At 64.1% G+C, this 26,858-nt stretch carries 21 protein-coding genes; 9 read left to right on the top strand and 12 right to left on the bottom strand.

Annotated elements, in window-relative coordinates; translation table 11 throughout:
* Positions 1–13 precede the first annotated feature (13 nt).
* The 3 genes from ACP7DE_RS12210 to ACP7DE_RS12200 form a co-directional block, all read right to left on the bottom strand.
* On the bottom strand, positions 14–862 hold the full coding sequence (locus tag ACP7DE_RS12210; RefSeq protein ID WP_426072343.1) for a DUF2071 domain-containing protein: 849 nt from the start codon (positions 860–862) through the stop codon (positions 14–16).
* A 64-nt stretch (positions 863–926) separates the two neighbouring features.
* Positions 927–1,709: a 3-hydroxybutyrate dehydrogenase gene (locus ACP7DE_RS12205; protein WP_426072342.1), complete on the bottom strand. Its 783-nt coding sequence runs from the start codon at positions 1,707–1,709 to the stop codon at positions 927–929.
* 92 nt (positions 1,710–1,801) lie between these two features.
* On the bottom strand, positions 1,802–2,881 hold the full coding sequence (locus ACP7DE_RS12200; RefSeq protein WP_426072341.1) for an AraC family transcriptional regulator ligand-binding domain-containing protein: 1,080 nt from the start codon (positions 2,879–2,881) through the stop codon (positions 1,802–1,804).
* A 139-nt stretch (positions 2,882–3,020) separates the two neighbouring features.
* Here ACP7DE_RS12200 and ACP7DE_RS12195 point away from each other — a divergent pair, with 139 nt between their 5' ends.
* The 5 genes from ACP7DE_RS12195 to ACP7DE_RS12175 all read left to right on the top strand — a co-directional run bounded on the left by ACP7DE_RS12195 (position 3,021) and on the right by ACP7DE_RS12175 (position 10,652).
* Positions 3,021–4,631 carry an FAD-binding oxidoreductase gene (locus ACP7DE_RS12195; protein ID WP_426072340.1) on the top strand — a complete coding sequence of 537 codons (1,611 nt, stop codon included), beginning with the start codon at positions 3,021–3,023 and terminating at the stop codon, positions 4,629–4,631.
* A gap of 11 nt (positions 4,632–4,642) precedes the next feature.
* Positions 4,643–6,196: a glycerol-3-phosphate dehydrogenase/oxidase gene (locus ACP7DE_RS12190; RefSeq protein ID WP_426072339.1), complete on the top strand. Its 1,554-nt coding sequence runs from the start codon at positions 4,643–4,645 to the stop codon at positions 6,194–6,196.
* Between the two features lie 123 nt (positions 6,197–6,319).
* Positions 6,320–6,547 carry a hypothetical protein gene (locus tag ACP7DE_RS12185; protein WP_426072338.1) on the top strand — a complete coding sequence of 76 codons (228 nt, stop codon included), beginning with the start codon at positions 6,320–6,322 and terminating at the stop codon, positions 6,545–6,547.
* 3 nt (positions 6,548–6,550) lie between these two features.
* A complete protein-coding gene (locus tag ACP7DE_RS12180; RefSeq protein ID WP_426072337.1) occupies positions 6,551–8,128 on the top strand; it encodes an FGGY-family carbohydrate kinase in 1,578 nt (525 codons plus the stop codon).
* Positions 8,129–8,378: 250 nt separating this feature from the next.
* A complete protein-coding gene (locus ACP7DE_RS12175) occupies positions 8,379–10,652 on the top strand; it encodes a TonB-dependent hemoglobin/transferrin/lactoferrin family receptor (protein WP_426072336.1) in 2,274 nt (757 codons plus the stop codon).
* Here the strand turns inward: ACP7DE_RS12175 and ACP7DE_RS12170 are convergent.
* The 3 genes from ACP7DE_RS12170 to ACP7DE_RS12160 form a co-directional block, all read right to left on the bottom strand.
* On the bottom strand, positions 10,649–12,007 hold the full coding sequence (locus ACP7DE_RS12170) for a diguanylate cyclase domain-containing protein (RefSeq protein ID WP_426072335.1): 1,359 nt from the start codon (positions 12,005–12,007) through the stop codon (positions 10,649–10,651). The two genes, ACP7DE_RS12175 and ACP7DE_RS12170, sit on opposite strands and share 4 nt — an antisense overlap.
* 403 nt (positions 12,008–12,410) lie before the next feature.
* Entirely contained in the window at positions 12,411–13,604 is a 1,194-nt protein-coding gene (locus tag ACP7DE_RS12165) for a PLP-dependent aminotransferase family protein (protein ID WP_426072334.1), read from the bottom strand.
* Between the two features lie 176 nt (positions 13,605–13,780).
* On the bottom strand, positions 13,781–14,698 hold the full coding sequence (locus ACP7DE_RS12160; protein WP_426072333.1) for a DMT family transporter: 918 nt from the start codon (positions 14,696–14,698) through the stop codon (positions 13,781–13,783).
* A gap of 127 nt (positions 14,699–14,825) precedes the next feature.
* Here ACP7DE_RS12160 and ACP7DE_RS12155 point away from each other — a divergent pair, with 127 nt between their 5' ends.
* Positions 14,826–16,250 carry a PLP-dependent aminotransferase family protein gene (locus tag ACP7DE_RS12155; protein WP_426072332.1) on the top strand — a complete coding sequence of 475 codons (1,425 nt, stop codon included), beginning with the start codon at positions 14,826–14,828 and terminating at the stop codon, positions 16,248–16,250.
* Positions 16,251–16,348: 98 nt separating this feature from the next.
* The gene (gene htpG, locus ACP7DE_RS12150; RefSeq protein ID WP_426072331.1) at positions 16,349–18,277 is read left to right on the top strand and encodes a molecular chaperone HtpG; all 1,929 of its coding nucleotides are present in this window, start codon (positions 16,349–16,351) and stop codon (positions 18,275–18,277) included.
* Positions 18,278–18,579: 302 nt separating this feature from the next.
* On the opposite strand, the gene ACP7DE_RS12145 is transcribed toward htpG, so the two are convergent.
* Positions 18,580–19,320: an alpha/beta fold hydrolase gene (locus ACP7DE_RS12145; protein ID WP_426072330.1), complete on the bottom strand. Its 741-nt coding sequence runs from the start codon at positions 19,318–19,320 to the stop codon at positions 18,580–18,582.
* Between the two features lie 133 nt (positions 19,321–19,453).
* On the opposite strand from ACP7DE_RS12145, the gene ACP7DE_RS12140 reads away from it, so the two are divergent.
* Positions 19,454–20,488 (top strand): hypothetical protein, encoded by a 1,035-nt coding sequence (locus tag ACP7DE_RS12140; RefSeq protein ID WP_426072329.1) that lies wholly within the window; start codon positions 19,454–19,456, stop codon positions 20,486–20,488.
* A 2-nt stretch (positions 20,489–20,490) separates the two neighbouring features.
* Here the strand turns inward: ACP7DE_RS12140 and ACP7DE_RS12135 are convergent, their stop codons facing one another.
* The 5 genes from ACP7DE_RS12135 to kynU all read right to left on the bottom strand — a co-directional run bounded on the left by ACP7DE_RS12135 (position 20,491) and on the right by kynU (position 26,388).
* Complete coding sequence (locus ACP7DE_RS12135; protein ID WP_426072328.1) at positions 20,491–21,516, bottom strand: hypothetical protein; 1,026 nt, start codon at positions 21,514–21,516, stop codon at positions 20,491–20,493.
* A 2-nt stretch (positions 21,517–21,518) separates the two neighbouring features.
* Entirely contained in the window at positions 21,519–23,573 is a 2,055-nt protein-coding gene (locus tag ACP7DE_RS12130; RefSeq protein WP_426072327.1) for a hypothetical protein, read from the bottom strand.
* 105 nt (positions 23,574–23,678) lie between these two features.
* Complete coding sequence (locus ACP7DE_RS12125; RefSeq protein ID WP_426072326.1) at positions 23,679–24,227, bottom strand: RBBP9/YdeN family alpha/beta hydrolase; 549 nt, start codon at positions 24,225–24,227, stop codon at positions 23,679–23,681.
* A 14-nt stretch (positions 24,228–24,241) separates the two neighbouring features.
* Entirely contained in the window at positions 24,242–25,129 is an 888-nt protein-coding gene (gene kynA / locus ACP7DE_RS12120; protein WP_426072325.1) for a tryptophan 2,3-dioxygenase, read from the bottom strand.
* An 8-nt stretch (positions 25,130–25,137) separates the two neighbouring features.
* Positions 25,138–26,388 carry a kynureninase gene (gene kynU, locus ACP7DE_RS12115; protein WP_426072324.1) on the bottom strand — a complete coding sequence of 417 codons (1,251 nt, stop codon included), beginning with the start codon at positions 26,386–26,388 and terminating at the stop codon, positions 25,138–25,140.
* Between kynU and ACP7DE_RS12110 the strand changes: the two genes are divergently transcribed.
* Entirely contained in the window at positions 26,387–26,707 is a 321-nt protein-coding gene (locus ACP7DE_RS12110; protein WP_426072323.1) for a hypothetical protein, read from the top strand. The two genes, kynU and ACP7DE_RS12110, sit on opposite strands and share 2 nt — an antisense overlap.
* Positions 26,708–26,858: the final 151 nt, after the last annotated feature.

The following is a 26,858-nucleotide window of genomic DNA, read 5'->3' as shown; positions in this document are numbered from 1 at the left end:
ATTGAGCGCCGCGCTACAGCAGGCGCTCTGACAGCGCCTTGAAGGGAACCTCGGGCACAAGGAAGGCGAACGGGCTGGACACGGGGGGCAACTGCCCCAGCAAGGCGCAGTCGGCACGCAAGGCGGTCAGCGCTTGCACTTGATCTAGATCAACGGGCAGGTCGATTTCACCGAAAACCAGCTTGTCGTTGCGTGGCACGTGCGCGATGGCCGCATCCTGGCAAGCGAGGAAGGCGACGGCATCGTGCCAGTTGCCGAACAACTGCTGCCAATCGCCGTCGAGGGTCTGGCTACTGGCGATGTCCGCTTGCACGTCCAGTGCCGGGGCGCTACCGGCACCGCCAGCAATGCTGCAGTGGGCCTGCGTGGCACGGACCTCCAGCGTCATGCCGGCGGCCAGGTGGGTCGGCAAGATATCGCTGAACAACCGCGTGCCCAGCGCGTGGGGCAGGCTATCCATGATGTTTTTCAGGAAGTAGACGCAGGGCACGGCGGGCGCACCCGGAGGCGTGTGGTCCAGGTACAAACGCCAGTTGCTTTGCAGGGGCGATGGCAGCAGGCGGCGCAGGGGAGTGGGCAGGGCTGGGCCGAAATGCCCATGGCGGTAGGTCAGCACGGTAAACGGCGTCTTGCCCTCGCGCTGCCACAAGATGACGCCGGCAGGCAGCAATTTCTGCGCGGCAGCGGCGTCGACCAGCCAGCTCACATACACGACATCGCGCACGTCGCTGTGCAGGGTCAGGAAGGGCAGGCGCGACATGACGGCCTGGCGTAGGTTGGCAAAGTGCGTACAGTTGGCGAGCGCGGCAAACAGGCGCCCCGGCCAGCCCGCGCGCGGGTGGCGGTATGTGTTGTCGTGCAATTGGGAAGTCTTTCGGTTGCGGTGATGCAGGCGGACGGCGCCGCCTGCCGGATGCGTTACGTGTTTATTGCATGTGCCAGCCGTGGCTGACGACGATCGACTGGCCGCTCAGTGCCGTCGATGGGAAGGCTGCCAGGAAGACGGCCGTTTGCGCCACGTCCTGGGTGGTCGTGAATTCACCGTCGATGGTGTCTTTCAGCATCACTTTCTTGATCACGTCTTCTTCGCTGATGTTCAGCTGGGCCGCCTGTTCGGGGATTTGCTTGTCGACCAGCGGCGTGCGCACGAAGCCCGGGCAGATGACGTTGGCACGGATGCCATCCTTCGCGCCTTCCTTGGCCACCACCTTCGCCAGGCCCAGCAAGCCATGCTTGGCGGCCACGTAGGCGCTCTTGAAGGGCGAGCCTTCGTGCGAGTGCACGGAACCCATGTAGATGACGGCGCCGCCGCGGCCGGCCTTGATCATTTCGCGCATGCAGGCGCGCGTGGTGAGGAAGGCGCCGTCCATGTGGATGGCCAGCATCTTTTTCCATTGATCGAACGGGTAGTCGACGACGGGGCTGATGATCTGGATGCCCGCGTTGCTGATCAGGATATCGATGCCGCCGAAGTGTGCCGCAGCATCCGCCACGCCCTTGTCGACTTGTTCTTCGCTGGAGACATCCATGGCGACGGCAAACGCCTGGCCGCCCGATTGCTTGATTTCCTCGGCCGTCTTGCTGGCCGCTTCCAGGGCCAGGTCGGCGATGACGACCTTGGCGCCTTGTTTCGCGTATTCCATGGCCATTTCCTTGCCGATACCACTGGCGGCGCCGGTAATCAGTGCGACTTTGTCTTTGAGTTGCATATTAATCCTTTGCATTGCGGGTTGGAGTGATCGTGGGAAGTCAGACTATGCCAGTATAGCCAGAAAACGCGCCGGGCATGGCTTGCGCACGCCTACAAACCGGCTTGCCTCGCCTGCAATTCCTGCAGGCGCCAGGCGCCGGGATTGGTGCCCGCCCAGACGCGGAACGCGTGGTTGAACGCGCTTTGTTCCTGGTAGCCCAGCAGAAAGGCGATATCGACCAGCGACAAGTCTTGCTCGCGCAAATAGTCACGCGCCAGGCCGTAGCGGGCCTGGTCCAGCAGGGCCTGGAAGCTGGTACCCCCGTTGGCCAGCTTGCGCTGCAGGGTGCGCGGCGTGACGGCCAAGGTGGCGGCAACGGTGGCCAGCCGGGCCGAACCCTGGCGCAAGCCCGCCACGATGGCCGCGTGCACCTGCGCCTCGATGGCGCCGCCGCCCATCTCCGCTGCGGCTTGCCGTTGCGCCAGCAACTGTTCCGCATGCTGGCACAGCACGGGATACAGGCTGACGTCGGCGTTCGGCACGGGCCAGTCCAGCAATTGCGCATCGAAGGTGGCCGTGTTGGCGCTGGCGCCAAAGGCGGGCAGGCTGCCCAGCACGCGCACGTATTCGTCGCGGTGCGCCGCGTGGCGCAGCAAGTCGCCGCCGCCATCGTGGGTAAACGCCAGCCGGGCCGGCGGTAGCGGCAGGCCAGCCAGCCAGTCGCCGCAGACGCGGATGCCGGCAAAGACGCTGTCGACCAGGTGCCGGCTGGCGCCCGGGTAGTGGCTGGCCCAGCGGTAATGCGCGACGGCGCCATCGCGCTGCAGCGTTGAGCGGCCCAGGTCGTGCGCCAGCCGTTCATAGCGGGCCGTCTGTTCCAGCGCGTGGCCCACGTTCTTGCAACTGAGCAAAATCAAGCCATACGCGCTGTAAGTGCCCATGCGCACGCGCTGGCCCACGTGCAGGCCGAAATGCGCATCGCCCGCCAGTTGCGAACCCGCATCGAGCAGGCGCACGTAGTCGCGCGCGGCCAGGCTGGCCGCTGACGCTTCCAGGCTGTGCGGCGCCACGCCGGCCGCGTGCGCCAGGGTGGCGGCAGCGATGCCGTGCGCGCCTGCCGCTTCCAGCAGCGGCTGCAGATAGGCGCCCGCGACCCTGCCTTCCGCGTGGTGACTGTCAGTGCCTGGCATGATGGAACAATGCATTTGTCATGAAAAACCAATACCCTTCGTCTCTGGCGGCATATGCTATTGATCTAGCAAGAAAATCAGGTAAGGACAGTATAGCAAGCCGTCGTGGCGCGCAACTGGCCAAACACAGGGGATATCGATGCAACGCTGGAATGGCTGGGGGGACGAGAGCGTCACGTATGCGCTGAGCGCGGAGGCGCTGGCTTTTTTGGGCGATCGCCTGGGACCGGGCAGCGGCATGCTCGATGCCACATTTGACGAGGCCTGCGCGCTTGTTCCCGTCTCGCGCCTGGCGCCGCATCCGCTGATCGACACCACGCCTGCCACGCGCGTGCGCCATGCGCTAGGTCAAAGCCTGCCCGACTGGTTCAAGCTGCGCCATGGCCGCATCGGCGCGGTGCCCGATGGCGTGGCGTTTCCCGACAGCGCGCTGCAGGTGCGCCAGCTGCTCGCGCATGCGCGCCAGGCGTGCGTGGCCGTGATACCGCACGGTGGCGGCACCAGCGTGGCCGGGCACCTGACGGTGGCGGCGGGCTCGCGCCCCGTGCTGTCGCTCAGTCTCACGCGCCTATGTGCGCTGGGCAATCTGGACCGCGAGGCGCAGCTGGCCACGTTCGGTGCGGGCGTGTATGGCCCCGACCTGGAAGCGCAACTGCGCGCGCATGGCTATACCCTGGGTCACTATCCGCAGTCGTTCGAATATTCCACCCTGGGCGGCTGGATCGCCACGCGCTCGTCGGGCCAGCAATCGCTGCGCTATGGCCGCATCGAGCAGTTGTTTGCGGGCGGCGAAGTGGAAACGCCGTCCGGCACCCTGAGCATCCCAACGTTTCCGGCCTCGGCGGCCGGCATCGACCTGCGCGAAATGGTGCTCGGTTCCGAAGGGCGGCTGGGCATTCTGACGCAGGCAACCGTGCGCATCTCGCCGCTACCGCCCCATGAAGCATTCCACGCCGTGTTTTTCGCCGACTGGGGCCAGGCGCAAGCGGCTGTGCGGGCGCTGGCCCAGTCACGCCTGCCCCTGTGCATGCTGCGCCTGTCGAACGCGCTCGAAACGCAAACCATGCTGACTCTGGCCGGCCACAAGAAACTGGTGGGATTGCTGGAGCGCTACCTGTCCCTGCGCGGCTGCGCAGAAGAAAAATGCATGCTGATGGTGGGCGTCAGCGGAGACGCAAAACCGGCGCGCGCAGCCCTGCGCGGCGCCCTGGCGCTGGCGCGGCGGCACCAGGGCGTGCACGTGGGACGGCACATGGGCGACAAGTGGAAGCAGGGGCGCTTTCGCAACGTCTACCTGCGCAATGGCGCCTGGGAACATGGCTATGTCATCGACACGGTGGAAACTGCCGTCGACTGGCCGCGTGTCACGCTCATGATGGCGGCGCTGGAGCAGGCGGGCGCTAATGCGCTAGCCGCGCATGACGAACAGGTGCACGCCTACACGCATCTGTCGCATGTGTATGCGCAGGGCGCCAGCGTCTACACCACGTATGTGTACCGGCTGGCGCCCACGTATGAAGAAAACATGGCACGCTGGCGCAGCCTGAAGGACGCGGCCTGCGCCGCCATCGTGGCCAACGGCGGCACCATCAGCCACCAGCATGGCGTGGGCACGGACCACGCGCCGTGGCTGGCCGCCGAAAAGGGCGAGCTGGGTATTGCGGCCATGCGCGCGCTGCTGCGCCAGTTCGACCCGCAGGGCATGATGAACCCCGGCAAACTGCTACCCGAGGCTGGGGGCGGATTGTGAGCAGGGAGGATTTGCCTGGCGTCCTGGCGCGCGACTGGGATGTGCTGATCGTCGGCGGCGGCATCACGGGCGCCGGCATCCTGCTGGAAGCATCGCGGCGCGGCTTGACGGCGCTGCTGGTGGAACAGCGCGATTTCGCCTGGGGCACGTCGAGCCGTTCATCGAAGCTGGTGCATGGCGGCTTGCGCTACCTCAAACAGGGCCAGTTCGCGTTGACGCGCGAATCGGTGCATGAGCGGCAAGCCTTGCTGACGGATGCGGCCGGGCTGGTTGAGCCGCAAGGCTTTGCCTTTGGCGACTACGTCGGCAGGAAGCCGGGGCGGCGCCAATTCATGCTGGGGCTGGCCATCTATGACGTGATGGCGGGCCGGCGCGCGCGCCGCTATGTCGATGCGGCGGACTTTGCCATGCTGGCGCCGCACATCCAGCGCGAAGGCTTGCAGGGCGGTATGCTGTACCAGGACGCCAAGACGGACGATGCGCGCCTGGTGCTGCGCGTGCTGCAGGAGGCGCGCCGCCATGGCGGCGTGGCCGTCAATTACCTGGGCGTGGCATCGCTGCTGCGAGAGGGGCAGCGGGTCGTCGGTGCCACCTTGATCGATGGCGTCGGCGGCGAAACGCCAACGGTGCGCGCGCGCCTGGTGATCAGCGCCACGGGCGCCTGGGCCGACGGCTTGCGGGGGCAAGTGGGCGCGCCGCCGAAACTGCGGCCCCTGCGCGGCAGCCATCTGCTGCTGCCGGCTTGGCGTCTGCCGCTGGCGCAAGCCGTCAGCCTGATGCATCCGCACGATGGCCGGCCCGTGTTTGCCTATCCTTGGGAGGGCGTGACACTGGTGGGTACCACCGATGTCGACCACGGCGCCAGCCTGGACCTGGAACCGGCCATCACGCGCGGCGAACTCGATTACCTGCTGGTGGCGCTGCGCTGGCAGTTCCCGCAACTGGCGTTGGGCGAAGACGACGTAATGGCTACGTTTGCCGGTGTGCGCCCCGTGATCGACAGCGGGCAGCTTGACCCGTCGAAGGAAGCACGCGAACATGCGCTATGGTTGGAAAACGGCTTGCTGACGGTGGCGGGCGGCAAGCTGACGACGTTTCGCGCGATCGCCCTCGACGCATTGCGCCGCGCCGCGCCGCTGCTGCCGGGCTGGCAGGCGGATTTGCGCCCCTTGCCCATTTTTGACGCAACGCCGCCCTTGTCGGGCAAGGCCTTGCTGCTCGATGGCGAACAGCGCGTGCGCCTGCTGGGCCGTCATGGCGCGGCCGCGCAGGCACTGTGCGATACGGCGCAGGAGGGCGAACTGGCGCAGATTCCCGGCACGCAGACCCTGTGGGCGCAGCTGCGCTGGGGTGCGCGCATGGAGGACGTGCAGCACCTGGATGACCTGCTGCTGCGGCGCACGCGCCTCGGTTTGCAGCTGGCCGGCGGCGCGCTTGCTATCATGCCGCGCCTGCGCGCCATGTGCCAAAATGAACTGGGGTGGGACGATGCGCGCTGGGACGCGGAACAGGCGCGCTACCTGGCCCTGTGGCGCCGCCATTACAGCGTGCCGCAGGGCGAGTGAAACAAGCATAAGAATAAACAAGAGGAGAGTATTATCGAGACCACCCTGTTTGGCCAGCCCCTGACGCTGGGCGATGCCCGCATCACCTATGACAGCCTGTCGCCGCTGGACTTGCGCCAGCCCGTGGATACCCTCGTCGAGGACCTGGGGGAAGATTTGCTGCAAATCACGTGTGCGAATGGCGACATCGTCGACGTGGGCTGGTATCCGGCCTGGAATGCGCAGGGACGCTTGCGCGTGGTGGCCGTGCGCGGGCAGGACTGGCAAGCGCCCGTGTTCAGCGCGCAGCCGGAAAAAGATCCGCAAGCGCTGCTGCAGGCGCTGCGCGCCGCGCTGGCCAGTGTGGCATAAGTGATGGCCTCCGCAGCGGGCAATGGCCCCTATATCCTCTCCATCGACAATGGCACGCAAAGCGTGCGCGCGCTGCTGTTTGACAGGGACGGCAATCTGGCGGCCAAGGCGCAGGTGTTTCTCGAAGCGTATTACTCCGAGCACCCCGGCTGGGCCGAGCATGACGCCGACGGCTACTGGCAAGCCGTGTGCGAAGCGTGCCAGCAGTTGTGGCGTAGCACCGCCATTGAAAAATCGTCGGTCGTAGGCGTGGCCGTGACCACGCAGCGCGGCACGGTGGTCAACGTGGATGAACATGGCGCTACCCTGCGCCCCGCCATCACCTGGCTGGACCAGCGCAGCACGCGCCAGATTCCCCCACTGTCGCCATGGTGGCGCGCCGCTTTTCGCGTCATGCGCCTCGATGGCACGATGACGTACTTCCGCCGCGAGGCCGAGATTAACTGGATCAGCGCGCACCAGCCTGACATCTGGTGCCGCACGCACAAATTCCTGCTGCTGTCGGGTTTTTTGAACCACCGCCTGTGCGGGCGCTACGTCGATTCGACGGGATCGCAAGTGGCGTATATTCCGTTCGACTACAAGCGCCACGCCTGGGCCGGGCGCTTCGACTGGAAGTGGCAGGCGCTGGCGATTCAACGCTCCATGCTGCCCGAGCTGGTGACCCCGGGCACGCGCATGGGCGCCATCACGGCCGCGGCGGCGACGGCGACGGGTATCCCGGAGGGCACGCCCTTGCTGGCGGCGGCCGCCGACAAGGCGTGCGAAGTGCTGGGTGCCGGTTGCGTCGAGCCGCATGTGGCGTGCCTCAGTTACGGCACCACCGCCACCATCAATACGACCAACCGCAAGTATGTGGAGGTGACGCGCTTCATTCCGCCGTATCCGGCCGCCATGCCGGGGGCCTACAGCACGGAAGTGCAGATCTTCCGCGGCTACTGGATGGTCAACTGGTTCAAAGAGCAGTTCGGCGACCGTGAACGGGCGGCGGCGGCCGAAGATGGTGCGGGCTTGTCTGCCGAAGCGCTGTTCGACCGCCTGGTCGAGGCCGTGCCGCCCGGTTCCATGGGCCTGATGTTGCAGCCGTACTGGAGTCCAGGCATCAAGGTGCCGGGCCCGGAAGCGAAGGGCGCCATGATCGGTTTTGGCGACGTGCACACGCGCGCGCACATCTACCGCGCCATCCTCGAAGGGCTCGCGTATGCGCTGCGCGAAGGCAAGGAGCGCATCGAGCAGCGCAGCGGCATTGCGATTACGGAGCTGCGCATCGCGGGCGGTGGCTCGCAAAGCGACGCTGCCATGCAGCTGACGGCCGATATCTTCGGTTTGCCCGCCGCGCGCGCCCACGTGTATGAAAGTTCGGGCCTGGGCGCGGCCATCGCCGCTAGCGTGGGCCTGGGCTGGCATGCGGATTTCCCCACCGCCGTGCAAGCCATGACGCGCAAGGGCAAGGTATTCCAGCCGCACTCCGGGCACAGCAAGGTCTATGAGCAACTGTACCGGCGCGTGTACCAGAAAATGTATGCGCGGCTGCAGCCCCTGTACCGCGAGATCGCCGACATCACCGGCTATCCAGAATAGCCATCCCTTAAATCGTATTGCGAATCATTCGCATCCGATATATGATGTATTCCGCATTTCACTAAGGCAACTCATCCAGGTGACTGCAGTGCGCCGCCGGCCATGCGCCGGCGGCGTGTCCGCGCGGGCAGAGTTCCGCCGCAACGCTTCCTTCAACGCCGCCGCTTGATCGTGCACCGCCTATCCTCTGCCCCAGTGTTTTTTCATTCCAGAAGCATCAAATAGTAAGCAAACCCAGGCAAGGATAGCGATGAAGAGCAGCAGCAAAAAAGGATGGACCCCGCTGGCCGCCGCGCTGGCGCTGGCATTGGGCGGCGCGCATGGTCATGCGTGGGCGGCAGCGATGGCCGCCAAGGCCGCCAAGGCCGATGCGATGCAAATGCCCGCCATCAGCGTCTTTGGCGACGCCATCAGCGCCGGCACGGCCGGGCGCTCGTACATCAACAGCGCCGACATCGAGCGCCAGCAGGCCGACAATGTCGCCTCGCTGCTCGACACTTTGCCCGGCGTGGACCTGGCGGGCACGGCCCGTCCCAGTGGACAGAGCCTTAATATCTGGGGCTTCAATAAAGTGCAGGACGTGAAAGTCATTCTTGACGGCGTGCCCAAGGGCTTTGAAAAATACCGCCAGGGCTCCATCTTCATCGAGCCGGAATTGATCAAGCAGATCGAGGTGAACAAGGGCGCGCATACGAGCCTGTATGGTAATGGCGGCTTCGGCGGCGTCATCACGGTCGAGACCAAGGATGCGCAAGACTTGCTGGAAGGCGGCGAAAACGTGGGCGCCATGCTGAAGTATTCGCGTCATTCGAACAATGGAGAAAATGACGCCACCGTGGCCGTGTATGGTCGCAGCGCAGATGGTCGCTTCGATGCGATGGCATTTACCACCCAGCGCAAGTCGGATGATTTGCGCAAACCCGATGGCAAGCCATTCCGCTTCTCCGCCATCGATGCGCCATCGAGCCTGGTGAAGCTGAATATCCGCCTGACGCCGGAGCAGCTGCTGACCCTGACGGCCATGAAGAGCGGTAGCACGGGCTGGGGCCCGTTCGCCGCCATGGGCGAGGACGTGCCCACGCCGACCGAAGCGGAAATCAAAAAGTATGGCCTGGAAGAAGCGTGGCAGCGCAAGGCCGTTTACCGCGACCAGGACGACGATACCTATTCCGTAAAGTGGCAGTACGCACCGCAGAACAATCCATGGATCAAGCTGACGGCAAGCGCCGGCTATTCGCACACGGACCAGCATGACAAGCGCCTGCCGTCTGCTTCGCTGGGTTCCTACCTGGGATCGCTGGGCAACGAGAGTTGGGCTTCGTACGTGGACCGCATCGCGGAGGTGCGCAACGAAAGCGTGTTTATGACGGGCGCCATTTCGCACGTGCTGCAAACGGGCCTGCAATGGCACAAGAACGTGCGCGACACCCTGATGTATTACCCCTCGTCGACGGCACTGAAAGACCCCAGCTACAACTACGGCTACTTCCAGCCTTACTACATGCCGGCCGGGCGCCAGAAAACAACGGGCCTGTATTTGCAGGATGCGATGACGTATGGCGACCTGACGGTGACGGCGGCCCTGCGCCACGACCGGGTCGTCTCCGCAGGTGTGCCGAACAAGGCCTCGCGCTACAACAGCCCCTTGGCGGCGGCCGGCCACGACTTCAGCGAAAAGGCGCACGAAGACTGGTCGCCCCGCCTGGGCCTGTTCTGGAAGGCGTCGAGCAGCGTGGCGCTGTTCAGCGACTTGAGCCGCACCTGGCGTGCGCCAACGATCGACGAGATGTATTCGAACGAATACTATGTGTCGTCCAGGCTCGGTTCATCGACGCCGGGCACCAGCCGCGACTTGGCCGTCGAGCGCGTGACGGCCGTGCGCACGGGCGTCATGCTGCACCGGCAGAACGTGTTCATGGAGCGTGACGACGTGCAACTGCGCCTGACGGCGTACCGCAACCGCGTCAGCGACAATATCGGCCCGCGCCTGGGCATCTTGATCGAAGGCTATGTGCCTGGCTCGGGCAAGGTGCCGCCAGCCCTGTCGTCCTACCGCAACCTGGCCGGTTTCCGCACGCAGGGCGTGGAAATCGAGTCCTACTACAACTCGCCGCGCCTGTTTGCCAGCGCTTCGCTGTCGAAGCAGCGCGGCACGCGCACCGGTTCCCAGCGCGACCCATGGGGCCATGACGAACCCGTGTCGACCATCGCGCCGGATAAATTGATGGCTGGCCTGGGCTGGCGCATGCCCGACCTTGGGGCCAGCATCGGCTGGCAGGGCCGCTTCGTGGCGAAGCAGGACCGCGTCCTGCCGGTGGGGAGTGTTTACCGCCTGCCACCGTCAAAAGGCTATGCGCTGCACACCTTGTTCGCATCGTGGAATGGCAAGCAGGGCGTGTGGCGCGGCACAGAAGTGCGGCTGACGGTCGATAACGTCTTCAACCGCAACTACATGCCGTACCTGAGCGAAGCGGTGACAGGTGTGGGACGCAATGCGAAGCTGAGCGTGTCGAGGAAGTTTTAACGTAGTACGAGCGCCTTGACCGTTTCCCTGGCCGCGCTGCCCGAATGCGTGGCGCGCACCTGGTTGCGTCCCCCTTCCTTGGCCACGTACAGGGCGCGGTCGGCGGCGACGAACAGCGCTTCGCGGTCGTCCAGCTGGTGCGGGTGGATGGTCGCCACGCCGATGCTGACGGTGATCCACGGCGAGGTGGCGGAGCGCGGATGCGGCAGTTGCAGTGCTTCGATGTGCATGCGGATGGCTTCGGCCAGATGCAGGGCGCCGTCGGCGTCCGTGTCGGCGAAGAGCATGACGAATTCCTCGCCGCCGTAGCGGGCCGCCAGGTCGCCCGGGCGGGCGGCATGCGAGGCGATGGTTTGCGCCACCTGTTGCAGGCAGCTGTCGCCGGCCGGGTGACCCAGGCTGTCGTTGTACAGCTTGAAGTGGTCGACGTCGAGCACCACCAGCGACAGGGCGCCGCCGCCGCGCACGGCGCGCTGCCACTCTTTTTCCAGGAAGCTGTCGAAATGTCGGCGGTTGGCGATCTTTGTCAGCGGGTCGAGGTAGGCCGCGCGCTGCAAGGCGTCTTCCGACTGCTTGTGGTGCGTGATGTCGTGCAGCAGGCCGATATACAGGGGCTGGCGCAGATACATGGGCGTGAGCGTCATGTCCATGCTCAGCGCCGCGCCGTTGCGGTGGCGGATTGCCACTTCGCGCGTGCCGTGCTTGTGCGCCGTTTCCGGGTTGGCCGCGTACATGGCGAAGTAATCGAGGTATTCCTGCGTCACCAGGGGGCTGAGCAGTTCAGCGATCGAGCGTCCGGCGAGTTCGTTTTCGCGATAGCCCAGGTACTGGTCACAGGCGGGATTGGTGTACTGGATGCGTCCGTCCGCCTCGATGATCAGCAAGCCCTCGGCCATGTTGTTGACGATGGTGCGCAGGCGCTCGGCCTGTTCCTGCTGGCTTTCATTGCTGCTGCGGATGTGCAGCTGGGCGCGCACGCGCGCGCACACTTCGGCCATGCGCAGCGGCTTGCTGATGTAGTCGACGGCACCGCAGTCGAAGCCGGCCACCACGTCTTCCGTCTCCGTCTTGGCGCTCATGAAGATAACGGGAATGCGCTGCGTCAGCGGGTGCTGCTTGAGGCGGCGGCAGGTTTCTATGCCATCCATGTCCGGCATCAGCACGTCGAGCAGGATCAGGTCGGGATGGGCGCGCTGGGCGATCGCCAGTGCCCGTTCGCCGGACTTGGCGACATAGGTTTGATAGCCCTGTTCACTCATCAGCTTGCGCAGCAGCTCAAGGTTGGCCGGCGCATCATCGACAATCAAAATGGCGGCTTCATGCCGCTGGGAATGCCCCACACTGCCTGGACTCATTGCTTCCGGCCTTCTCCGATGTACTCTGCGATGCCAGCATTTGCTACACTTTCGGTGATGCCGAAGTCCCGCATGCCGTGGCCGCCGCAGATGGCGGCAGGCAAGGTGTTAGCGGGAGTGTTGCCCTGGCCGCAGACCGCGGACCGTGAGCGGATGTACACGTGTAGTTAAAGGCTGACCGGGTTCAAATCTGATACAGCAATCAAATCATACCGCTTTGCCAATTTTTTGGGTGAAAAAATCGATGCTCTGCGAGGTGGTAAAATATTATTTTTATGATACTTTTAAAAATAAATACACGAAGTTGCTATCGTGAAGGCAGGTTTTAGGCGGAAAAGACGCGTCTCCGTTGGCGCGGGGGCAGCTGGACACGCCCCGCGGCAGGCGGGGCGGGGAGGGTGAGTTACATTTTTGCGGCGATCAGTTTGCCCAGGATGGCGATGCCTACACGGATGCGTTCCGGCGGCACTGTCACGAACGACAGGCGCAAGGTGTGCGTTTCCGGCGTGTTTGCGTAGAACGGCGCGCCGGGCACGAAGGCGACCTTGTTGGCGATGGCTTCATCGAGCAGTTTCATGGCGTCGATGTGTTTCGGCAGCGTGACCCAGATGAACATGCCGCCTTCCGGTCTGGTCCAGGTGACGCCGGCCGGGAAGTGCTCTTCCAGCGCCGACAACATGGCCTGGCATTGGTTGCCGTACAGGCTGCGGATGCTGGGAATGTGCCGGTCCAGGAAGCCATCCTTGATCACTTCATGCACGACCATCTGCGTCAGCTGCGAGGTGTGCAGGTCGGCCGCCTGCTTGGCCAGTTCCAGACGGCGCACCAGTGGCATCGGCGCCACCACGTAGCCGAGGCGGATGCCGGGCGTGAGTACTTTGGAAAATGAACCCATGTAGATCACGCCGTCCGGATTCATGTTGATCATCTTCGGATAGGGCTCGCCGCTGTAGCTCAGGGCGCCGTACGGATCATCCTCGATCAGCGGCAGGCCGTGGCGGGCGCAGGTTTCCACCAGTTCCAGGCGGCGCGCCACGGACAGGCTGCGGCCCGTCGGGTTCTGGAAGTTCGGCAGCGCGTACAAGAGGCGCGCACCATCGGCGACGGGGTCGATCGACGACGGCACCAGGCCTTCGTCATCGGTATCAACGGAAACGAATTCGGGACGGTAGACGGAAAATGCCTGCAAGGCACCCAGGTAGCTGGGGGTTTCCACCAGCACGCGGCTGCCTTCGTCGATCAGGACCTTGCCCAGCAAGTCCAGCGCCTGCTGTGAGCCGGACGTCATCAACACTTGTTCTGGCAGGATGGTGCTGCCATTGCTGGATAAGGAGTCGGCGATCCATTGGCGCAGCGGCAGATAGCCATCGGTCGGGCCGTATTGCAGGGCCACCTTGCCATTGTTCGACAGGACCTTGTCGAAGGCGGTCTTCATTTCCTCCACGGGGAAGGTGGCGGGCGAGGGCAGGCCGCCGGCAAACGAGATGATCTCGGGACGCTGCGTGATCTTCAGGATTTCGCGGATGAACGAGCTTTGCAGCTGTTCCGCGCGTTCGGCAAAGCGCCATTGGATCGGATTCGGATTTTCAATTTTCATACGAGTCTCACAGAAGATGCCGAGCTGCGCCGGCTGGATTTGTTGGCCCGCTTGTGGCGGTGCGTGCGCAAGCGGCGCCGGATAGGCGTCGCCATGGTGCTGCGGTATTGTACGGCTTGCACGCCGCTCTGCCCATCCGCACGCGCAAGGGCGTTGCAAACGGGCGTCAAGCCGGTCTATTTCAGTTTGCGTCCGATGGCCACTACGGCGATCACGGCGCCGGCAAACAGCAGGCTTTCACCCGTCAATGGCTCGTGCAGCAGCACGGCGGCGCCCACCAGCGTGAGGAAAGGCTGCAGCAATTGCGTCTGGCCCACGCGCGCCACGCCGCCCAGCGCCATGCCCCGGTACCAGAAAAAGAAACCGATAAACATGGAAAACACGGAGATGTACGCAAAGCCCAGCCAAGCCGCGCTGCTGGCCTGCGCCATCAGTGCGCGCTGCGGCCAGGCGTTCCACAGCACCGCAGGCAGCGCGAAGGGCACGGCCAGCAGCAGCGCCCAGGAAATCACGTGCTGGCCGGGCATGGCTTGCGCCAGGCGTCCGCCCTCGGCATAGCCGAGTGCAGCCAGCAGCACGGCGGCAAACATCAGCCAATCGGCCATGTGGAAGCTGCCGCCGCCCTGGCGCAGCGCAAACGCCACTACCAGCGCCGTGCCGAGCACGGCCATCAGCCAGAATCCCGGCGAAGGGCGTTCCTTGCCGCGCAGCACGGCAAACACGGCGGTGGCCAGTGGCAAAATGCCCACCAGCACGGCGCCGTGCGAGGCGGGCAGACTGCGCATGGCGATCGACGTCAGCCAGGGGAAGCCCAGCACGCAGCCCAGCGACACGAGCGCCAGCGGCAACCATTGTTCGCGCCGCGGCAACGGTGCGCGCTGTTGCCATAGCCACAGGCCGGCCAGGCTGGCGGCCACCAGGGCGCGGCCCAGGGCGACAAAGGTGGGATCGAGTTCGGCCACCGCCAGGCGCGTAAAGGGCAGGGTCAGGCTGAAGAGGGCGACGGCGATCAGGCCCAGCAGCAACCCCTTACGGTCATCGCTGAGGCGGGGCGGGCGGGTGGTAGAGGTGGCGGTGCTGGTGAGTGAAGACATGGGTTTCCTGGTGCGTGCGGTAAGGGAAAGGCATGGATTTGTGTGATCCATGCTGCTATCCTAGGCTTGAATAGCAGTACGGTACAAATACACTTACACGCATAATTTCACATACTGTCATGGTCATATGAGCAATACACTCCCTTTGCTGTCGCGCGCCTCGGGCGAAACCCTGATCGACCAGATCGTACGCTCGCTGGTGGCGCGCATCGACGACAAGCTGCTGCGCGGCGGCGCGCGCATGCCCTCGATCCGCCAGTGCGCCGCCAGCTTGAGCGTATCGTGCGCCACGGTGGTGGCCAGCTACGACAAGCTGGTGGCGCGCGGCTACCTCGAATCGCGGCGTGGCGCCGGCTTTTTCGTGCGCGAGCGCTCGCCGCTGAACGCGCCGGTGCCGTCGGCTGGCGCGCAGGATGCGGCGGCGCAGACTATGGACGTGGTCTGGCTGATCCGAAACATGTTTCGCCGGACGCCGGCCATCCCCGCACCCGGCTCCGGCATGCTGCCCGCCGAGTGGCTCGACGGCGACCTGGTGGCGCGCGCCTTGCGCGACGTCAGTCGCCAGCCCGGCAATTTTCTGCTGGGCTATGGCGCGCCGCAGGGTTTCCTGCCGCTGCGCCAGCAGTTGCAGCTGAAACTGGCGGGGCTGGAAATCGCCTGCCCGCCCGAGCAGATCGTCACCACGGTGGGCGTGATGCAGGCGCTGGACCTGGTGGCGCGCGAGTTTGTTCGCCCTGGCGAAACCATTTTCGTCGACGATCCCGCGTATTGGCTGATGTTCGGCGCCTTTGCCGCCATGGGCATGAATGTCATCGGCATTCCGCGCTTGAAAGACGGCCCCGATATCGCCGTGCTGGCCGAGCTTGCGGCCTTGCACCGTCCCAAGCTGTACGTGATCAACTCGGTGCTGCACAACCCCAGCTCGACGTCGCTCTCGGCGGCCAAGGCTTTCCAGGTGCTGCGCCTGGCCGAACAGCACGATTTCCTGCTCGTCGAGGATGATATCTATTGCGACATGCACCCGGGAGCAGCCGGTCTGGTGCAGCCGGCCACGCGCCTGGCCGCGCTGGACCAGCTGCGCCGCGTGATTTACCTGGGCGGCTTTTCCAAGAGCCTGGCGGCGAACCTGCGCGTGGGCTTCATCGCCACGTCGCCGGAGCGGGCGCAGCGCCTGGCCGACCGCAAGATGCTTGCCACGCTCACCACCAGCGACATCGGCGAGCGCGTGGTGTATAAAATCCTCTCGCAGGGGCTGTACCGCAAGCATGCGGAGCGCCTGCGCACGCGGCTCGACAAGGTGCGCGAGGGTACTTACCGCAAGGTCGAACAGGCGGGCTTGCGCTTCGATCCTGCGCCGGCCGGCATGTTCGTGTGGGCGGACGCGGGTTGCGACACGAATCTGCTGGCTGAAAAGGCGCTGGCCGAGGGGCTGGTGCTGGCGCCGGGCAGCCTGTTTTCGCCGCGCCAGTTGCCGTCCACCCGCATGCGCCTGAACCTGGCCACCGTGCAGGACGAGCGCATATGGGCGTTTTTCGCCCGCGCACTGGGGTAAACTGGTCATTCCAGGACATTCGGCGGGGGCTCTTGAAATTGCTTGTACCATCCCCAACTCCGTAGCATCCGTCCCATCCACAAGACTATGAGGTAAAAATGGCTGTCTCCGAAAAGCAAACCCTGGGTTTTCAGACCGAAGTGAAGCAAATGCTGCACCTGATGATCCATTCCCTGTACTCGAACAAGGAAATCTTCCTGCGCGAATTGATCTCGAACGCGTCCGACGCGGCCGACAAATTGCGCTTCGAAGCGATCGATAACGACGCCCTGTACGGCAACGATCACGAATTGAAGATCAAGGTCAGCTTCGACAAGGATGCGCGCACCATCACCATTTCCGACAATGGCATCGGCATGACCCGTGACGAGGCGATCTCGCACCTGGGCACTATCGCCAAGTCGGGCACCAAGGAATTCTTCGGCAAGCTGTCGGGCGACCAGCAGCAGGACGCGGCCCTGATCGGCCAGTTCGGCGTGGGCTTCTATTCGGGCTTCATCGTTGCCGACAAGATCACCGTCGAAACCCGCCGCGCCGGCGCGGATGCGTCCGAAGGCGTGCGCTGGGAGTCGGCCGGCGAAGGCGATTACAGCATTGAATCGATCGACAAGCCGTCGCGCGGCACGGACATCATCCTGCACCTGCGCGAAGGCGAGGACGAATTGCTGTCGAGCTGGAAGATCAAGTCCATCATCCGCAAATACTCGGACCATATCTCGCTGCCGATCGTGATGCAGAAGGAAGAGTGGGACGAGGAGAAAAAAGAAACCGTCCTGAAAGACGAATTCGAAACCGTCAACCAGGCCAGCGCCCTGTGGGCCCGCAACAAGGCCGACATCACGCCGGAACAGTACGACGAATTCTACAAGCATGTCTCGCATGACTTCCAGTCGCCTTTGAGCCACACGCATAACCGCGTGGAAGGCCGCAGCGAGTACACGCAGCTGCTGTACATCCCTGCCAAGGCGCCGTTCGACATGTGGGACCGCAACAAGCGCGGCGGCATCAAACTGTACGTCAAGCGCGTCTTCATCATGGACGATGCCGAGCAGCTGATGCCGACCTACCTGCGCTTCGTGCGCGGGGTGATCGACTCGGCCGACCTGCCGCTGAACGTCTCGCGTGAAATCCTGCAGGAGTCGCGCGACGTCAAGGTGATCCGCGAAGGATCAACCAAGCGCGTGCTGGGCATGCTGGAAGAATTGGCGAACGCGGACGAGCAAGACAAGAAAGACAAGTACGCTGTCTTCTGGAAGGAATTCGGCCAGGTGCTGAAAGAAGGCATCGGCGAAGACGCGGCCAACAAGGAACGCCTGGCCAAGCTGCTGCGCTTTGCCTCGACGGCCAACGACAGCGACGAGCAAATCACGTCGTTCGCCGACTACGTGGCGCGCATGAAGGAAGGCCAGGACAAGATTTATTACGTCACGGCCGACAATTACGCCGCCGCCAAGAACAGCCCGCACCTGGAAATCTTCCGCAAGAAGGGCGTCGAAGTGCTGCTGCTGACGGACCGCGTCGATGAATGGATGCTGTCCTTCCTGCAGGACTTCGAAGGCAAGGAACTGGTCTCCGTTGCGAAGGGTGGCCTGGACCTGGGCGCGCTGGAAGACGAAGCGGAAAAGAAAGAGCACGAAGAAACGCAAACCTCGTACGCCGACCTGGTGGGCAAGATGAAGACCGTGTTGGCCGACAAGGCCAAGGATGTGCGCGTGACGTTCCGTTTGACCGATTCGCCAGCCTGCCTGGTGGCCGATGAAAACGAATTGTCGGGCAACCTGCTGCGCATGTTGAAGGCGGCTGGCCAGAGCGCGCCGGAATCGAAGCCGATTCTGGAAATCAACCCGAACCACCCGCTGGTGACGCGTCTGAAATATGAGGGTGTGGATGGCGCCGAAGGCGGCAAGTTCGGCGACTGGGCCAACATCCTGTTCGACCAGGCCATGCTGGCAGAAGGCGGTTCGCTGGCCGATCCTGCCAGTTTCGTCAAGCGCCTCAACGAATTGCTGCTCAATTCGGCGAAGTAAACGCCTCGCTGAAACGTCAGCAAGCCGGTCCTTTCTGCGTGAAAGGGCCGGCTTTTTCTTTAGGGAGCATCATGAAAATCCGCTTGATGGCGGCCTGGCCTTGCTGCTGGTGTTTTACGTGTATGCGGGCACGAACTTGCTGCTGGCGCTGCTGCCGCCTGGTAGGGTGAAACCCGTGCTGTGCGCCTTTGCTTGGCGCGGTGGTACTCGCGTATCTGTTGCCCCAGCATCCGCTGCGGGCCATTTACTTCGGCGTGCTGTCGGGTGGCTTGAGCTGGCTGGCCGTGCTGGCCAGCGCGCACCTAAGCAGGCGCCTGCGGGGTTGACAGGCCCGCGATAAAAGCGGCGACCGCCACTGCGGCCGCTGTCGGCGCAGCTTGCAGCAGCATGTGCGGCGCATCGATGTCGACCAGCCGCGTGCCTGGCGCCAGCCGCAGTATCTGCAAGGCGTTTGCCGGCGGTACCAGGCGGTCGTGGCGGGCGCGCAAATACAGCACGGGCAGGCTGCCGCGCGCGAAGCTGCGTAAGGTGTCCTTTTCCAGCATTGCCAGTACGGCGCGCAGGCGCTGGCGCAGCACGCTGGGTGGCACTTGTGCCAGCGTCGCTGCCAGTTCATCCTGCAACTGCGGCGTGGCATAGGGGGCCAGCAGCGCCTGGCGCAGGGCGAAGCCGGGCAGGGCGCCAAAGGGGACGAATTTCAGCAGGTGGCGCAGCGGCGACAGCACCGGGCGCGGATTGCGCACGAACGAACAGCACAGGATCAGGGCGCGCATGCCGGACGGCGGATCGGCGCGCAGGGCTGCGCCTAGCGGGCCGGAAAACGATTCGGCCAGCACGACGAAAGGCCTGCCCTGCGGCAAGCGCTCGCGCACGAACGCTTCCAGCGCCGCGTAATCGAGTGGCGCGGCCGCATAGGCGATGGCCTGGGTGTCGATGGCGGTCTGTGCGCGCAAGGCGGCGTCAAAACGCTGGAAGAGCCGTGCCGTGCCATCCATGCCGGGCAGCAGGACAAGCAGGGGCGAGGCATGGGTTGGTGTCGTCATTGCGGTCATCATAACAGCCGCACCGGCCACGCGCAGTCCGCCAGCCGCACCGCATGGGGGCTGGCGCCATGCTAGAATCGCCGGCGCGTCATGCGTGGCCGTCATGGCGGCCAAATCTCCGACAGACAGAATCATGCATATCATTTTTTCGAATTACCGCACCCTGGGCGTCTTGCTGGCAGCGGCCTGCGTCCTTTCCCAGCCAGCCCGCGCCACGGCGGCGCCCTCGGCGCCGGCCGGGAAAAGCCTGTCTTCCCTGCTGGCCGGTGGTCCCTTGCCGCGCCTGAGCGAGGATGCGCAGGTACGCTCGGCCCTGTTCGATTTCTTCGGTTACGCGCGTGGCAGCTACACGGAAGACGATGAATTGTTGCTGGCGCAGGCGCTCGAAGCGATCAGCGAAAAGCGCGACGCCACGCGCACCGTGCTGGCTGATGGCCGCCAGTTGCTGGCGTCGATGAATGAGCGCAAGCAAGGCCGCGAACGGGGCGCCATGCTGCTCGACAAGCGCGGTGCCATCATTGCCTTTGGCCTGGTCAACGGACATTGCCGCCTGGAGGGCCAACCACTGGCGAAAGTCTGCAATCCCGATCCGAATACGGTACTGACGGTGTTCCATCGCAAGGGTATGCTGGTCGGCGAAGCGGCGCCCTTGCTGGCATGGGCCAGGCAATTGCCGCCCATGCTGGCGCTGATCGCGGGCGACAAGGAAGCGGGCGCTGATGGGCAGAAGATCGCCAGTGTCGAATATGTGTTGGCGCAGCCGGCCCTGCCGGGCTGGAATCGCGCCCAGTTGCCGCCCGCGTATCCACCGGCGCTCTTGCCGCTGCTGCTCGATAAATCCACGGTGCTGACGTCGGCCGGTGCCGGCGTGTTTGCCTATCCGCTCACGCTCAAGGGCACGAAACAGCATAATGTGCTGGACCATGCCGAAGGGCGCCCGCCGCGCGACCTGGAAGTGGCGCTGCGCAGCTATGCCAGTTTCGATACGGTGGTCGAGCGCTACCGCCAGTTGGCCAAGGGCGCCAGGCTGCAGCGCAATGAGCGCACGGCCTACCTTGATGGCAACATGGGGCAGGGTAGCTACCGCGTCTACATCCGCAACACGGGCGCGGACGGCGTGATGATCGACGTGGCGCTGTGGCAGCGCAAGCTGGCCGCTGGCCGCTAGATTCAATAAAAGCGCGCCTTTTCGTAGCCCAGCGCTGCCAATTGCGCCTTGATCTCTTCATCGCGCTTTCTTTTCCCTGTCGTCAGGGTCAGGTGTTTCAGGGCAGCCGGCAAGCCGCCGGCCAGCAGCGCATCGATGTCGAGCTGCGTCAGGTACACGGCCAGATTGCCGAGCGCCGGCAGGGCCGCGACGCCGTGCAGCCGCGCCAGGGCCTTGCAGTTGCGCAAGATCAGCCACGCCAGTGCGGGATTTTCACCCAGCCGCACTTCCTGCACCTTGATCTGGTCTTCCACCGACAAGCGCTGCAGGCGGGGAAAACGGCCGATGTCGCCCAAGTCTTCCAATCCCCGCACGCGCACTACTTCCAGGTCTTCCAGTAGCGGCGCCGCAACGTGGGCGATCGACGTACGTCCGCCCAGGATGAAGCGCAGTTGCTTCAAGGCCGGCATGGTATCGATGAAGTCCACGTCATCTTTGCTCTTGACTTGCGACAGCGATAGCTGCGCCAGCGCGGGCAGGGCCGTGATGGCGGCGATGTTTTTCACGTGGCCCGTCGTGTGCAGCTGCGCCAGTTGCGGCCAGTGCCGTAGCGGCGCCAGGTCGATGTTCGCCTTGCGCGTCTCGCCCAGGCTCAGGTATTCCAGCGCGCGCAGATTCTCCAGCGCCAGGATATCGTGTTCCAGCATCTCGTAGACGCCCAGCTGCAATCGCTTCAGCTGCCGCAGTTCACCCAGGGTCTCCAGCTTGACGGCACTGGTGTGGCAGTCCAGCGAGAGGTTGGCAACATGTGGCAGCGCGCGCAGGATGGCGGCGTCGAACGGCGTGAAGTGGTAGCCGTAGAAGCGGATTTCCAGCGCCGCGCCGCAACTGGCCGCCAGCGCATCGAGCTCCGCCAGCAGCGGTGCCGCGTCAAAGTGTTCGCCAAACTGCACGATCACCTTGCCGTCGGCGGCGATGGCGGCGCACAGGGCGGCGGTATCGATGCTTGTTGGGTTGTGGATGCGCTGCGGCTGTCTTGTTTGCGTCATGGTCACAGTCCGATGGGGTAGTCCACCTGCCTGGGGGGTGGGCAGCCTTCCGGCCCGGGGAACGTCTGCTTGCCAGTGTCATCGTAGCGCTTGCCGCAATCGACGAGCACGCGTTTGCGGAAGGTGAAAATGCTGGCCACCTTGCCGTTCGGGTGGTAGCAGATATTGTCGCCATCGCGGTCGGCCGAGCCGTAGCTGATCATGCTCTCGCCGTTGACCGTGCGCGTGCTGTGGCCCCTGCGTGGCTCCGTGCATTTGAGCTGGCCGCTGTCGTAATAGGCGTTGACGACGGAGGTGTCGGCCACGCGGTCGACCAGCAGTTCGTCCTTGCGCTTGCCATTCGGGTAGTTCGAATAGCCTTCCTGGCGCTGGCCGTATTGGAAGGCGTAGTAATACTGCGGCTTGCCGTCGGGGTAGTACATGTGGTGGTATTCGCACACGTCGTCGCGCGTGCTGCCGTACTCTTTGAAGGTGCAGCGGTGGATGTCGTTGAGCAGCTGGCCGTCCTCATAGTATTCGCGCAGGTGCGTGAGCAGGCGGCCCTGATCGATGACGGCCAGGCGTTCCGGCTTGCCGTTCGGGTAGTAGCGCGCGTCCAGGCCCTGTTTCTTGCCGTTGTCCCACAGCGTATCGAGGCGCAGGATCTTGCCGCTGTCGTCGAACGCCTGTTCGCGCCCATCGAGCTGGCCGTTGCGGTAGGTGGCCGTGTAGACAGCGTATTCCTTGCCGGCCGGGCCAAGGTAGCGCGTGCGTGCGCCTTCGAGCACGCCCGCCTGGTAGTGGTCGCGCACGCGCAGCGCGCCTTGCGCATCCGTGTCGACCGCCTCGCCGTGTTTCTTGCCTTTCACAAAAGTGACGCTTTGCGTGACCCTGTCCTTGAGCTTGAGCTTCCACGGCCCATCGCGCAAGCCGTCGATAAAGCTGCCGTCGCCGTCTTCCGTGATCCATGCGCCATGGCGCGCGCCGTTGACGTAGTTGCCGCGCGTGCGCAGCTTGCCGCCCATGCGGCGTTCGTGCGGGCCGTTCAGTTGGCCGTCCGCATAGGTGTCGACACCCGTCACTTCCTCTTCATCGGCATAGTTGATGACGGTCCAGCGGCCTTCGCGCTTGCCGGCCCGGTACATGCCGCTCTCGCTCTGCTTGGAATAATTGAATTGCCACAGGCCTTCTTGCAGGCCGTTGACGTAATTGCCCTTTTCGCTGCCTTCATGCATGCCTTCGCGCACCCACAGTCCCTGGCGTTTGCCCTTCACGTACTGGCCCCGTTCGACCACCGAGCCGTCATCCCAGGCCAGGCTGTAGAGGACGGACGGGCCGTCTTGGCTGCCCGTGAATTGCCGCGGCGCCGTTTCCCACGTCACTTGCCACAGGCGGTAGTTGGGCAGGATGCCCGCGCCTGCATCGCTGTACCGGGTGTAGCTGGCGGTGAGAAAACGCTCGCCTTTTTTCTGGAAGGTTTTCTTGTAGGTGATGGCGTCATTGCCGCCGCCCGCCACAGGTTTGCCGTCATCGCTGTAGTAGCCGACGATGGTGCCTTGCGTATGGTCGATGGCGTCGAAATCGGCATTGCCGCTCTTGCCCCGCGCGACGCTGTAATCCATCGGCGCCAGTTTCGCCAGCGCCGCCTTGACCTGACCCGCATTGGGGGCGGCGCTTTGCGCCACGATGCGGTTCAGGGCCGGCTGGAGGCCGTCGAGGCGCCGGTATTTGCCGGAGCTGCGATGGTAGCGGTAGGCGCGCAGGCCGTTCTTGTCACCCTGGCGGAATAGCACCAGCATGGTTTGCACGCTGGTGTCCGATTCCTGGTCCAGCGCGGCGTAGAAGACGGAGCGGATGACGGCGTTGCCGAACTGGTCGAGCAGCAAGGGTTTCGTGCTGCCGCTCTTGCATTCGCAGTAGTAGCCGTTGACGCCCTCTTTTTCCTTGAGAAAGGCGACATCCAGCCCGCTATCCTGCGAGGCGCTGATGGCGGGATGGGCGAGGCTCTTGCCTTCGTAGAAGGGAGCGCCATGGGCGAGGGCGGAGCAGAGGAGCAAGGGCAAAAGCAGACGTTTCATCGTGGGGCTGGCGCCGCGGCGCCGCAATGGAAAGGCCACGATTCTGCCTGTGTTCTATGATGCGGGCAAATGCGCGCGCGTATCGTGTGCGGCGCGCCCTGCCGCTCAGGGCTGGTGCGCGGCGCAAAAATCCAGCAGCAGATGTTCGCCTTCCGGCCACGGGCCGTAGCCGGCATCGCCGTTGATATGGCCGGCGTCGCCGATCATGGTGAAATCGCTGCCCCAGGCGGCGGCAAAGGCGCGTGCTCGCGCGAAGCTGACGTAGGGATCATCGCCGCTGGCCACTACCAGGCTGGGAAAGGGCAAGGCTTGCAGCGGCATGGGCGCAAAGCCCGTCGTGCCGGCGGGGTAGGAGGGCGCTTCCACATCGCTGGGAGCAACGAGGAAGGCACCGGCGATCCTGTGCGGCGAGCCGCTGGCAGCCCAATGGGCCACCAGTGTGCAGGCCAGGCTGTGCGCGGCCAGCACGGGTGGGCGCTCGCAGGCGGCGATGGCGCGGTCGAGCTCCATCACCCATTCGTCCTTGTCCGGCGTCTGCCATTCCCCATGCGGCACGCGCGACCATTGCGGGTGGCGCGCTTCCCAGTGGGTTTGCCAGTGCTGCGGCCCGGAATTCCACAGGCCGGCCAGGGTCAGGACGAGAGGCGACATCATTTCTCCTTTTGAAATCAAAGCTCCGTGCGAAGGGCAAATAGCTCGGGGAACAATACCACGTCGAGCATCTTGCGCAAATAGCTGACGCCCGCCGTGCCGCCCGTGCCCGTTTTGAAACCGATGATGCGCTCCACCGTCGTCACATGGCGGAAGCGCCAGAAGCGGAAGGCCGTCTCTAGGTCCACCAGCTTTTCGGCCAGCTCGTACAGGGCCCAGTGTTTCGACGGGTCGCGGTAGACTTCCAGCCAGGCCGCTTTTACCGAGGCATCGGCGGCGGTCGGCTGCGTCCAGTCGGCGTTCAGCCGTTCGGGGGCGATGGGCAGGCCGCTGCGCGCCAGCAGCTTGACGGCTTCATCGTAGACGGACGGCGTGCGCAGGGCAGCGTCGAGCACCGCATAGGTGTCCGGCGCTGTCGTGTGCACGTTCAGCAGGGCGGCGTTCTTGTTCCCTAAAATGAATTCAATTTCGCGGTACTGGAAGGACTGGAAGCCGGACGAAGCGCCCAGGTAGGGGCGGATGGCCGTGTATTCGGGCGGCGTCATGGTGGCCAGCACGTCCCACGCATGCACCAGCTGGTCCATGATGCGCGCTACGCGGGCCAGCATCTTGAAGGCGGGCGCCAGGTCGCCGCTTTGCAGGTTGGCGCGCACGGCATGCATTTCGTGCAGCATCAGCTTCATCCACAATTCGCTGGTCTGGTGCTGCACGATGAACAGCATTTCGTTGTGGTTCGGCGACAGCGGATGCTGGGCCGTCAGGATGCGGTCCAGCGCCAGGTAGTTAGCGTAGCTCATCGATTCGCTGAAATCCATCTGCGCGCCATGCCACTGCGCCTCCTGGCCGCCGGCATGCATGGGGCAGCCGCTGGTGTTTTCCTTGTTCATATTCTTTTCGTCGCTCATGGGATGGTTCAGGTCACCGCGTCGCGTTTGGCGGCGATGTCGTAGGCTTGGTTATCGAGGATGTCGCGCAAGATGTCCACGGCATCCCATACGTCGGCAAAGCTCGTATACAGGGGCGTGAAACCGAAGCGCATGATGGCCGGCTCGCGGTAGTCGCCGATCACGCCGCGCGCGATCAGCGCCTGCATCACGGCGTAGCCGTGCGGGTGCGTGAAGCTGACCTGGCTGCCACGCCGTGCATGCTCGCGTGGGGTGACGAGGCCCAGCGGATGGCTGGCGCAGCGCTGTTCCACCAGGGCGATGAACAAATCGGTCAGGGCCAGCGACTTGCGGCGGATGGCTTCCATGCTCGTTTGCGCAAAGATATCCAGTCCGCATTCGACCAGGGCCAGCGAGAGAATCGGCTGCGTGCCGCACAGCGCGCGGGCGATGCCGTCGGCCGGGGTGTAGCCCGGGTCCATGGCGAACGGCGTGGCGTGACCCCACCAGCCGGACAAAGGCTGGCGGAAGCGCGCCTGGTGCTTTGCCGGCACCCAGATAAATGCGGGCGAACCGGGGCCGCCATTCAGATATTTATAGGTGCAGCCGACGGCCAGGTCGGCGCCGGCGCCGTTCAGGTCCAGCGGCACGGCGCCGGCCGAATGGGCCAGGTCCCACAGCGCCAGCGCGCCCTGCGCGTGGCAATGGCTGCTGATGGCGGCCATGTCGTGCTGATAGCCGGTACGGTAGTTGACGTGCGTGAGCATGGCGACGGCGCAATCGGCATCGATGGCTTGTGCCAGTTCCTCGGGACTGTCGACCAGGCGCAGCTGGTAGCCACGGTCGAGCCAGGCGGCCAGGCCTTGCGCCATGTAAAGGTCGGTGGGGAAGTTGCTGCGCTCGCTGACGATGATTCTGCGCGCGGCATGGGTGGGATCGCTGGCCTGCATCTGCAGGGCGGCGGCCAGAGCCTTGAACAGGTTGACGGAGGTGGTGTCGGTGATGACCACTTCGCCCGTGCCGGCACCCAGCAGCGGGGCCAGGTGGTCACCCAGGCGCTTGGGCAAGTCGAACCAGCCAGCCGTATTCCAGCTGCGGATTAGGTCCGTGCCCCATTCTGCCGTGATGACGTGCTGGGCGCGGGCCAGGGCCGCTTTCGGCCGTGCGCCCAAGGAATTGCCATCGAGGTAAATTACGCCTTGCGGCAAGTCGAATTGCTGGCGCAAGGGCGCCAGGGGATCATCGAGATCGCGCGCGCTGCAGTCATGTCGAGAAATCATGGTGGCTTTCATGTTAATTCTTGTCTTAATAGCACAATATTGTTTGAGGTCTAAAGTATTATGCGGAAGCAGCCAGTGTAGCAAATCCCCGCCAAAAAGCGGAATTTGCGCGCTGAACGGGGGCGGAAAGTACCTCCCTGTGGGGCGTCAACGAAAAAAATCACGATTTTTTAAAATATTTTCAAATCGCCCTAAAGTTTTGCCAGGCGCCGCCGTCAACAATAATGTGAACGATGCTAAACCGCTCAAAAAGAACGCGGGGCTTTTAAATATTTTTCGAAAAAGCCCTAAAGTTCCTGCCAAGGCAGCCGTTATCTAGGTAAGCAGACTTGATTCTGGTCAAGTTGTTGTAAAAAAGTGATATTTTTTACAGGCCTGAAGTCGGGTAAATTCTGCCCCGCGCCCACCTTCCACATCCGCGCCCTTACTGGCGTGCGACCATGATTGAGCAGTGTTTGTCAGACAAACAC

This window comes from Janthinobacterium sp. DSP2-3-3, from assembly GCF_049897325.1.
In the GTDB taxonomy this organism is placed as follows: Bacteria; Pseudomonadota; Gammaproteobacteria; order Burkholderiales; family Burkholderiaceae_D; genus Janthinobacterium.
This window is presented reverse-complemented; position numbering and strand designations above follow the sequence as displayed.

Bases quoted from the DNA above. Each gene is read 5' to 3' on its own strand.
- ACP7DE_RS12140 (WP_426072329.1), top strand. From the start codon at position 19,454: ATGCATATCATTTTTTCGAATTACCGCACCCTGGGCGTCTTGCTGGCA.
- ACP7DE_RS12155 (WP_426072332.1), top strand. From the start codon at position 14,826: ATGAGCAATACACTCCCTTTGCTGTCGCGCGCCTCGGGCGAAACCCTG.
- ACP7DE_RS12165 (WP_426072334.1), bottom strand. From the start codon at position 13,604: ATGAAAATTGAAAATCCGAATCCGATCCAATGGCGCTTTGCCGAACGC.
- ACP7DE_RS12175 (WP_426072336.1), top strand. From the start codon at position 8,379: ATGAAGAGCAGCAGCAAAAAAGGATGGACCCCGCTGGCCGCCGCGCTG.
- ACP7DE_RS12125 (WP_426072326.1), bottom strand. From the start codon at position 24,227: ATGATGTCGCCTCTCGTCCTGACCCTGGCCGGCCTGTGGAATTCCGGG.
- ACP7DE_RS12205 (WP_426072342.1), bottom strand. From the start codon at position 1,709: ATGCAACTCAAAGACAAAGTCGCACTGATTACCGGCGCCGCCAGTGGT.
- ACP7DE_RS12200 (WP_426072341.1), bottom strand. From the start codon at position 2,881: ATGCCAGGCACTGACAGTCACCACGCGGAAGGCAGGGTCGCGGGCGCC.
- kynA (WP_426072325.1), bottom strand. From the start codon at position 25,129: ATGAGCGACGAAAAGAATATGAACAAGGAAAACACCAGCGGCTGCCCC.
- kynU (WP_426072324.1), bottom strand. From the start codon at position 26,388: ATGATTTCTCGACATGACTGCAGCGCGCGCGATCTCGATGATCCCCTG.
- ACP7DE_RS12130 (WP_426072327.1), bottom strand. From the start codon at position 23,573: ATGAAACGTCTGCTTTTGCCCTTGCTCCTCTGCTCCGCCCTCGCCCAT.
- ACP7DE_RS12160 (WP_426072333.1), bottom strand. From the start codon at position 14,698: ATGTCTTCACTCACCAGCACCGCCACCTCTACCACCCGCCCGCCCCGC.
- ACP7DE_RS12135 (WP_426072328.1), bottom strand. From the start codon at position 21,516: ATGACGCAAACAAGACAGCCGCAGCGCATCCACAACCCAACAAGCATC.
- htpG (WP_426072331.1), top strand. From the start codon at position 16,349: ATGGCTGTCTCCGAAAAGCAAACCCTGGGTTTTCAGACCGAAGTGAAG.
- ACP7DE_RS12145 (WP_426072330.1), bottom strand. From the start codon at position 19,320: ATGACGACACCAACCCATGCCTCGCCCCTGCTTGTCCTGCTGCCCGGC.
- ACP7DE_RS12180 (WP_426072337.1), top strand. From the start codon at position 6,551: ATGGCCTCCGCAGCGGGCAATGGCCCCTATATCCTCTCCATCGACAAT.
- ACP7DE_RS12195 (WP_426072340.1), top strand. From the start codon at position 3,021: ATGCAACGCTGGAATGGCTGGGGGGACGAGAGCGTCACGTATGCGCTG.
- ACP7DE_RS12110 (WP_426072323.1), top strand. From the start codon at position 26,387: ATGGTGGCTTTCATGTTAATTCTTGTCTTAATAGCACAATATTGTTTG.
- ACP7DE_RS12170 (WP_426072335.1), bottom strand. From the start codon at position 12,007: ATGAGTCCAGGCAGTGTGGGGCATTCCCAGCGGCATGAAGCCGCCATT.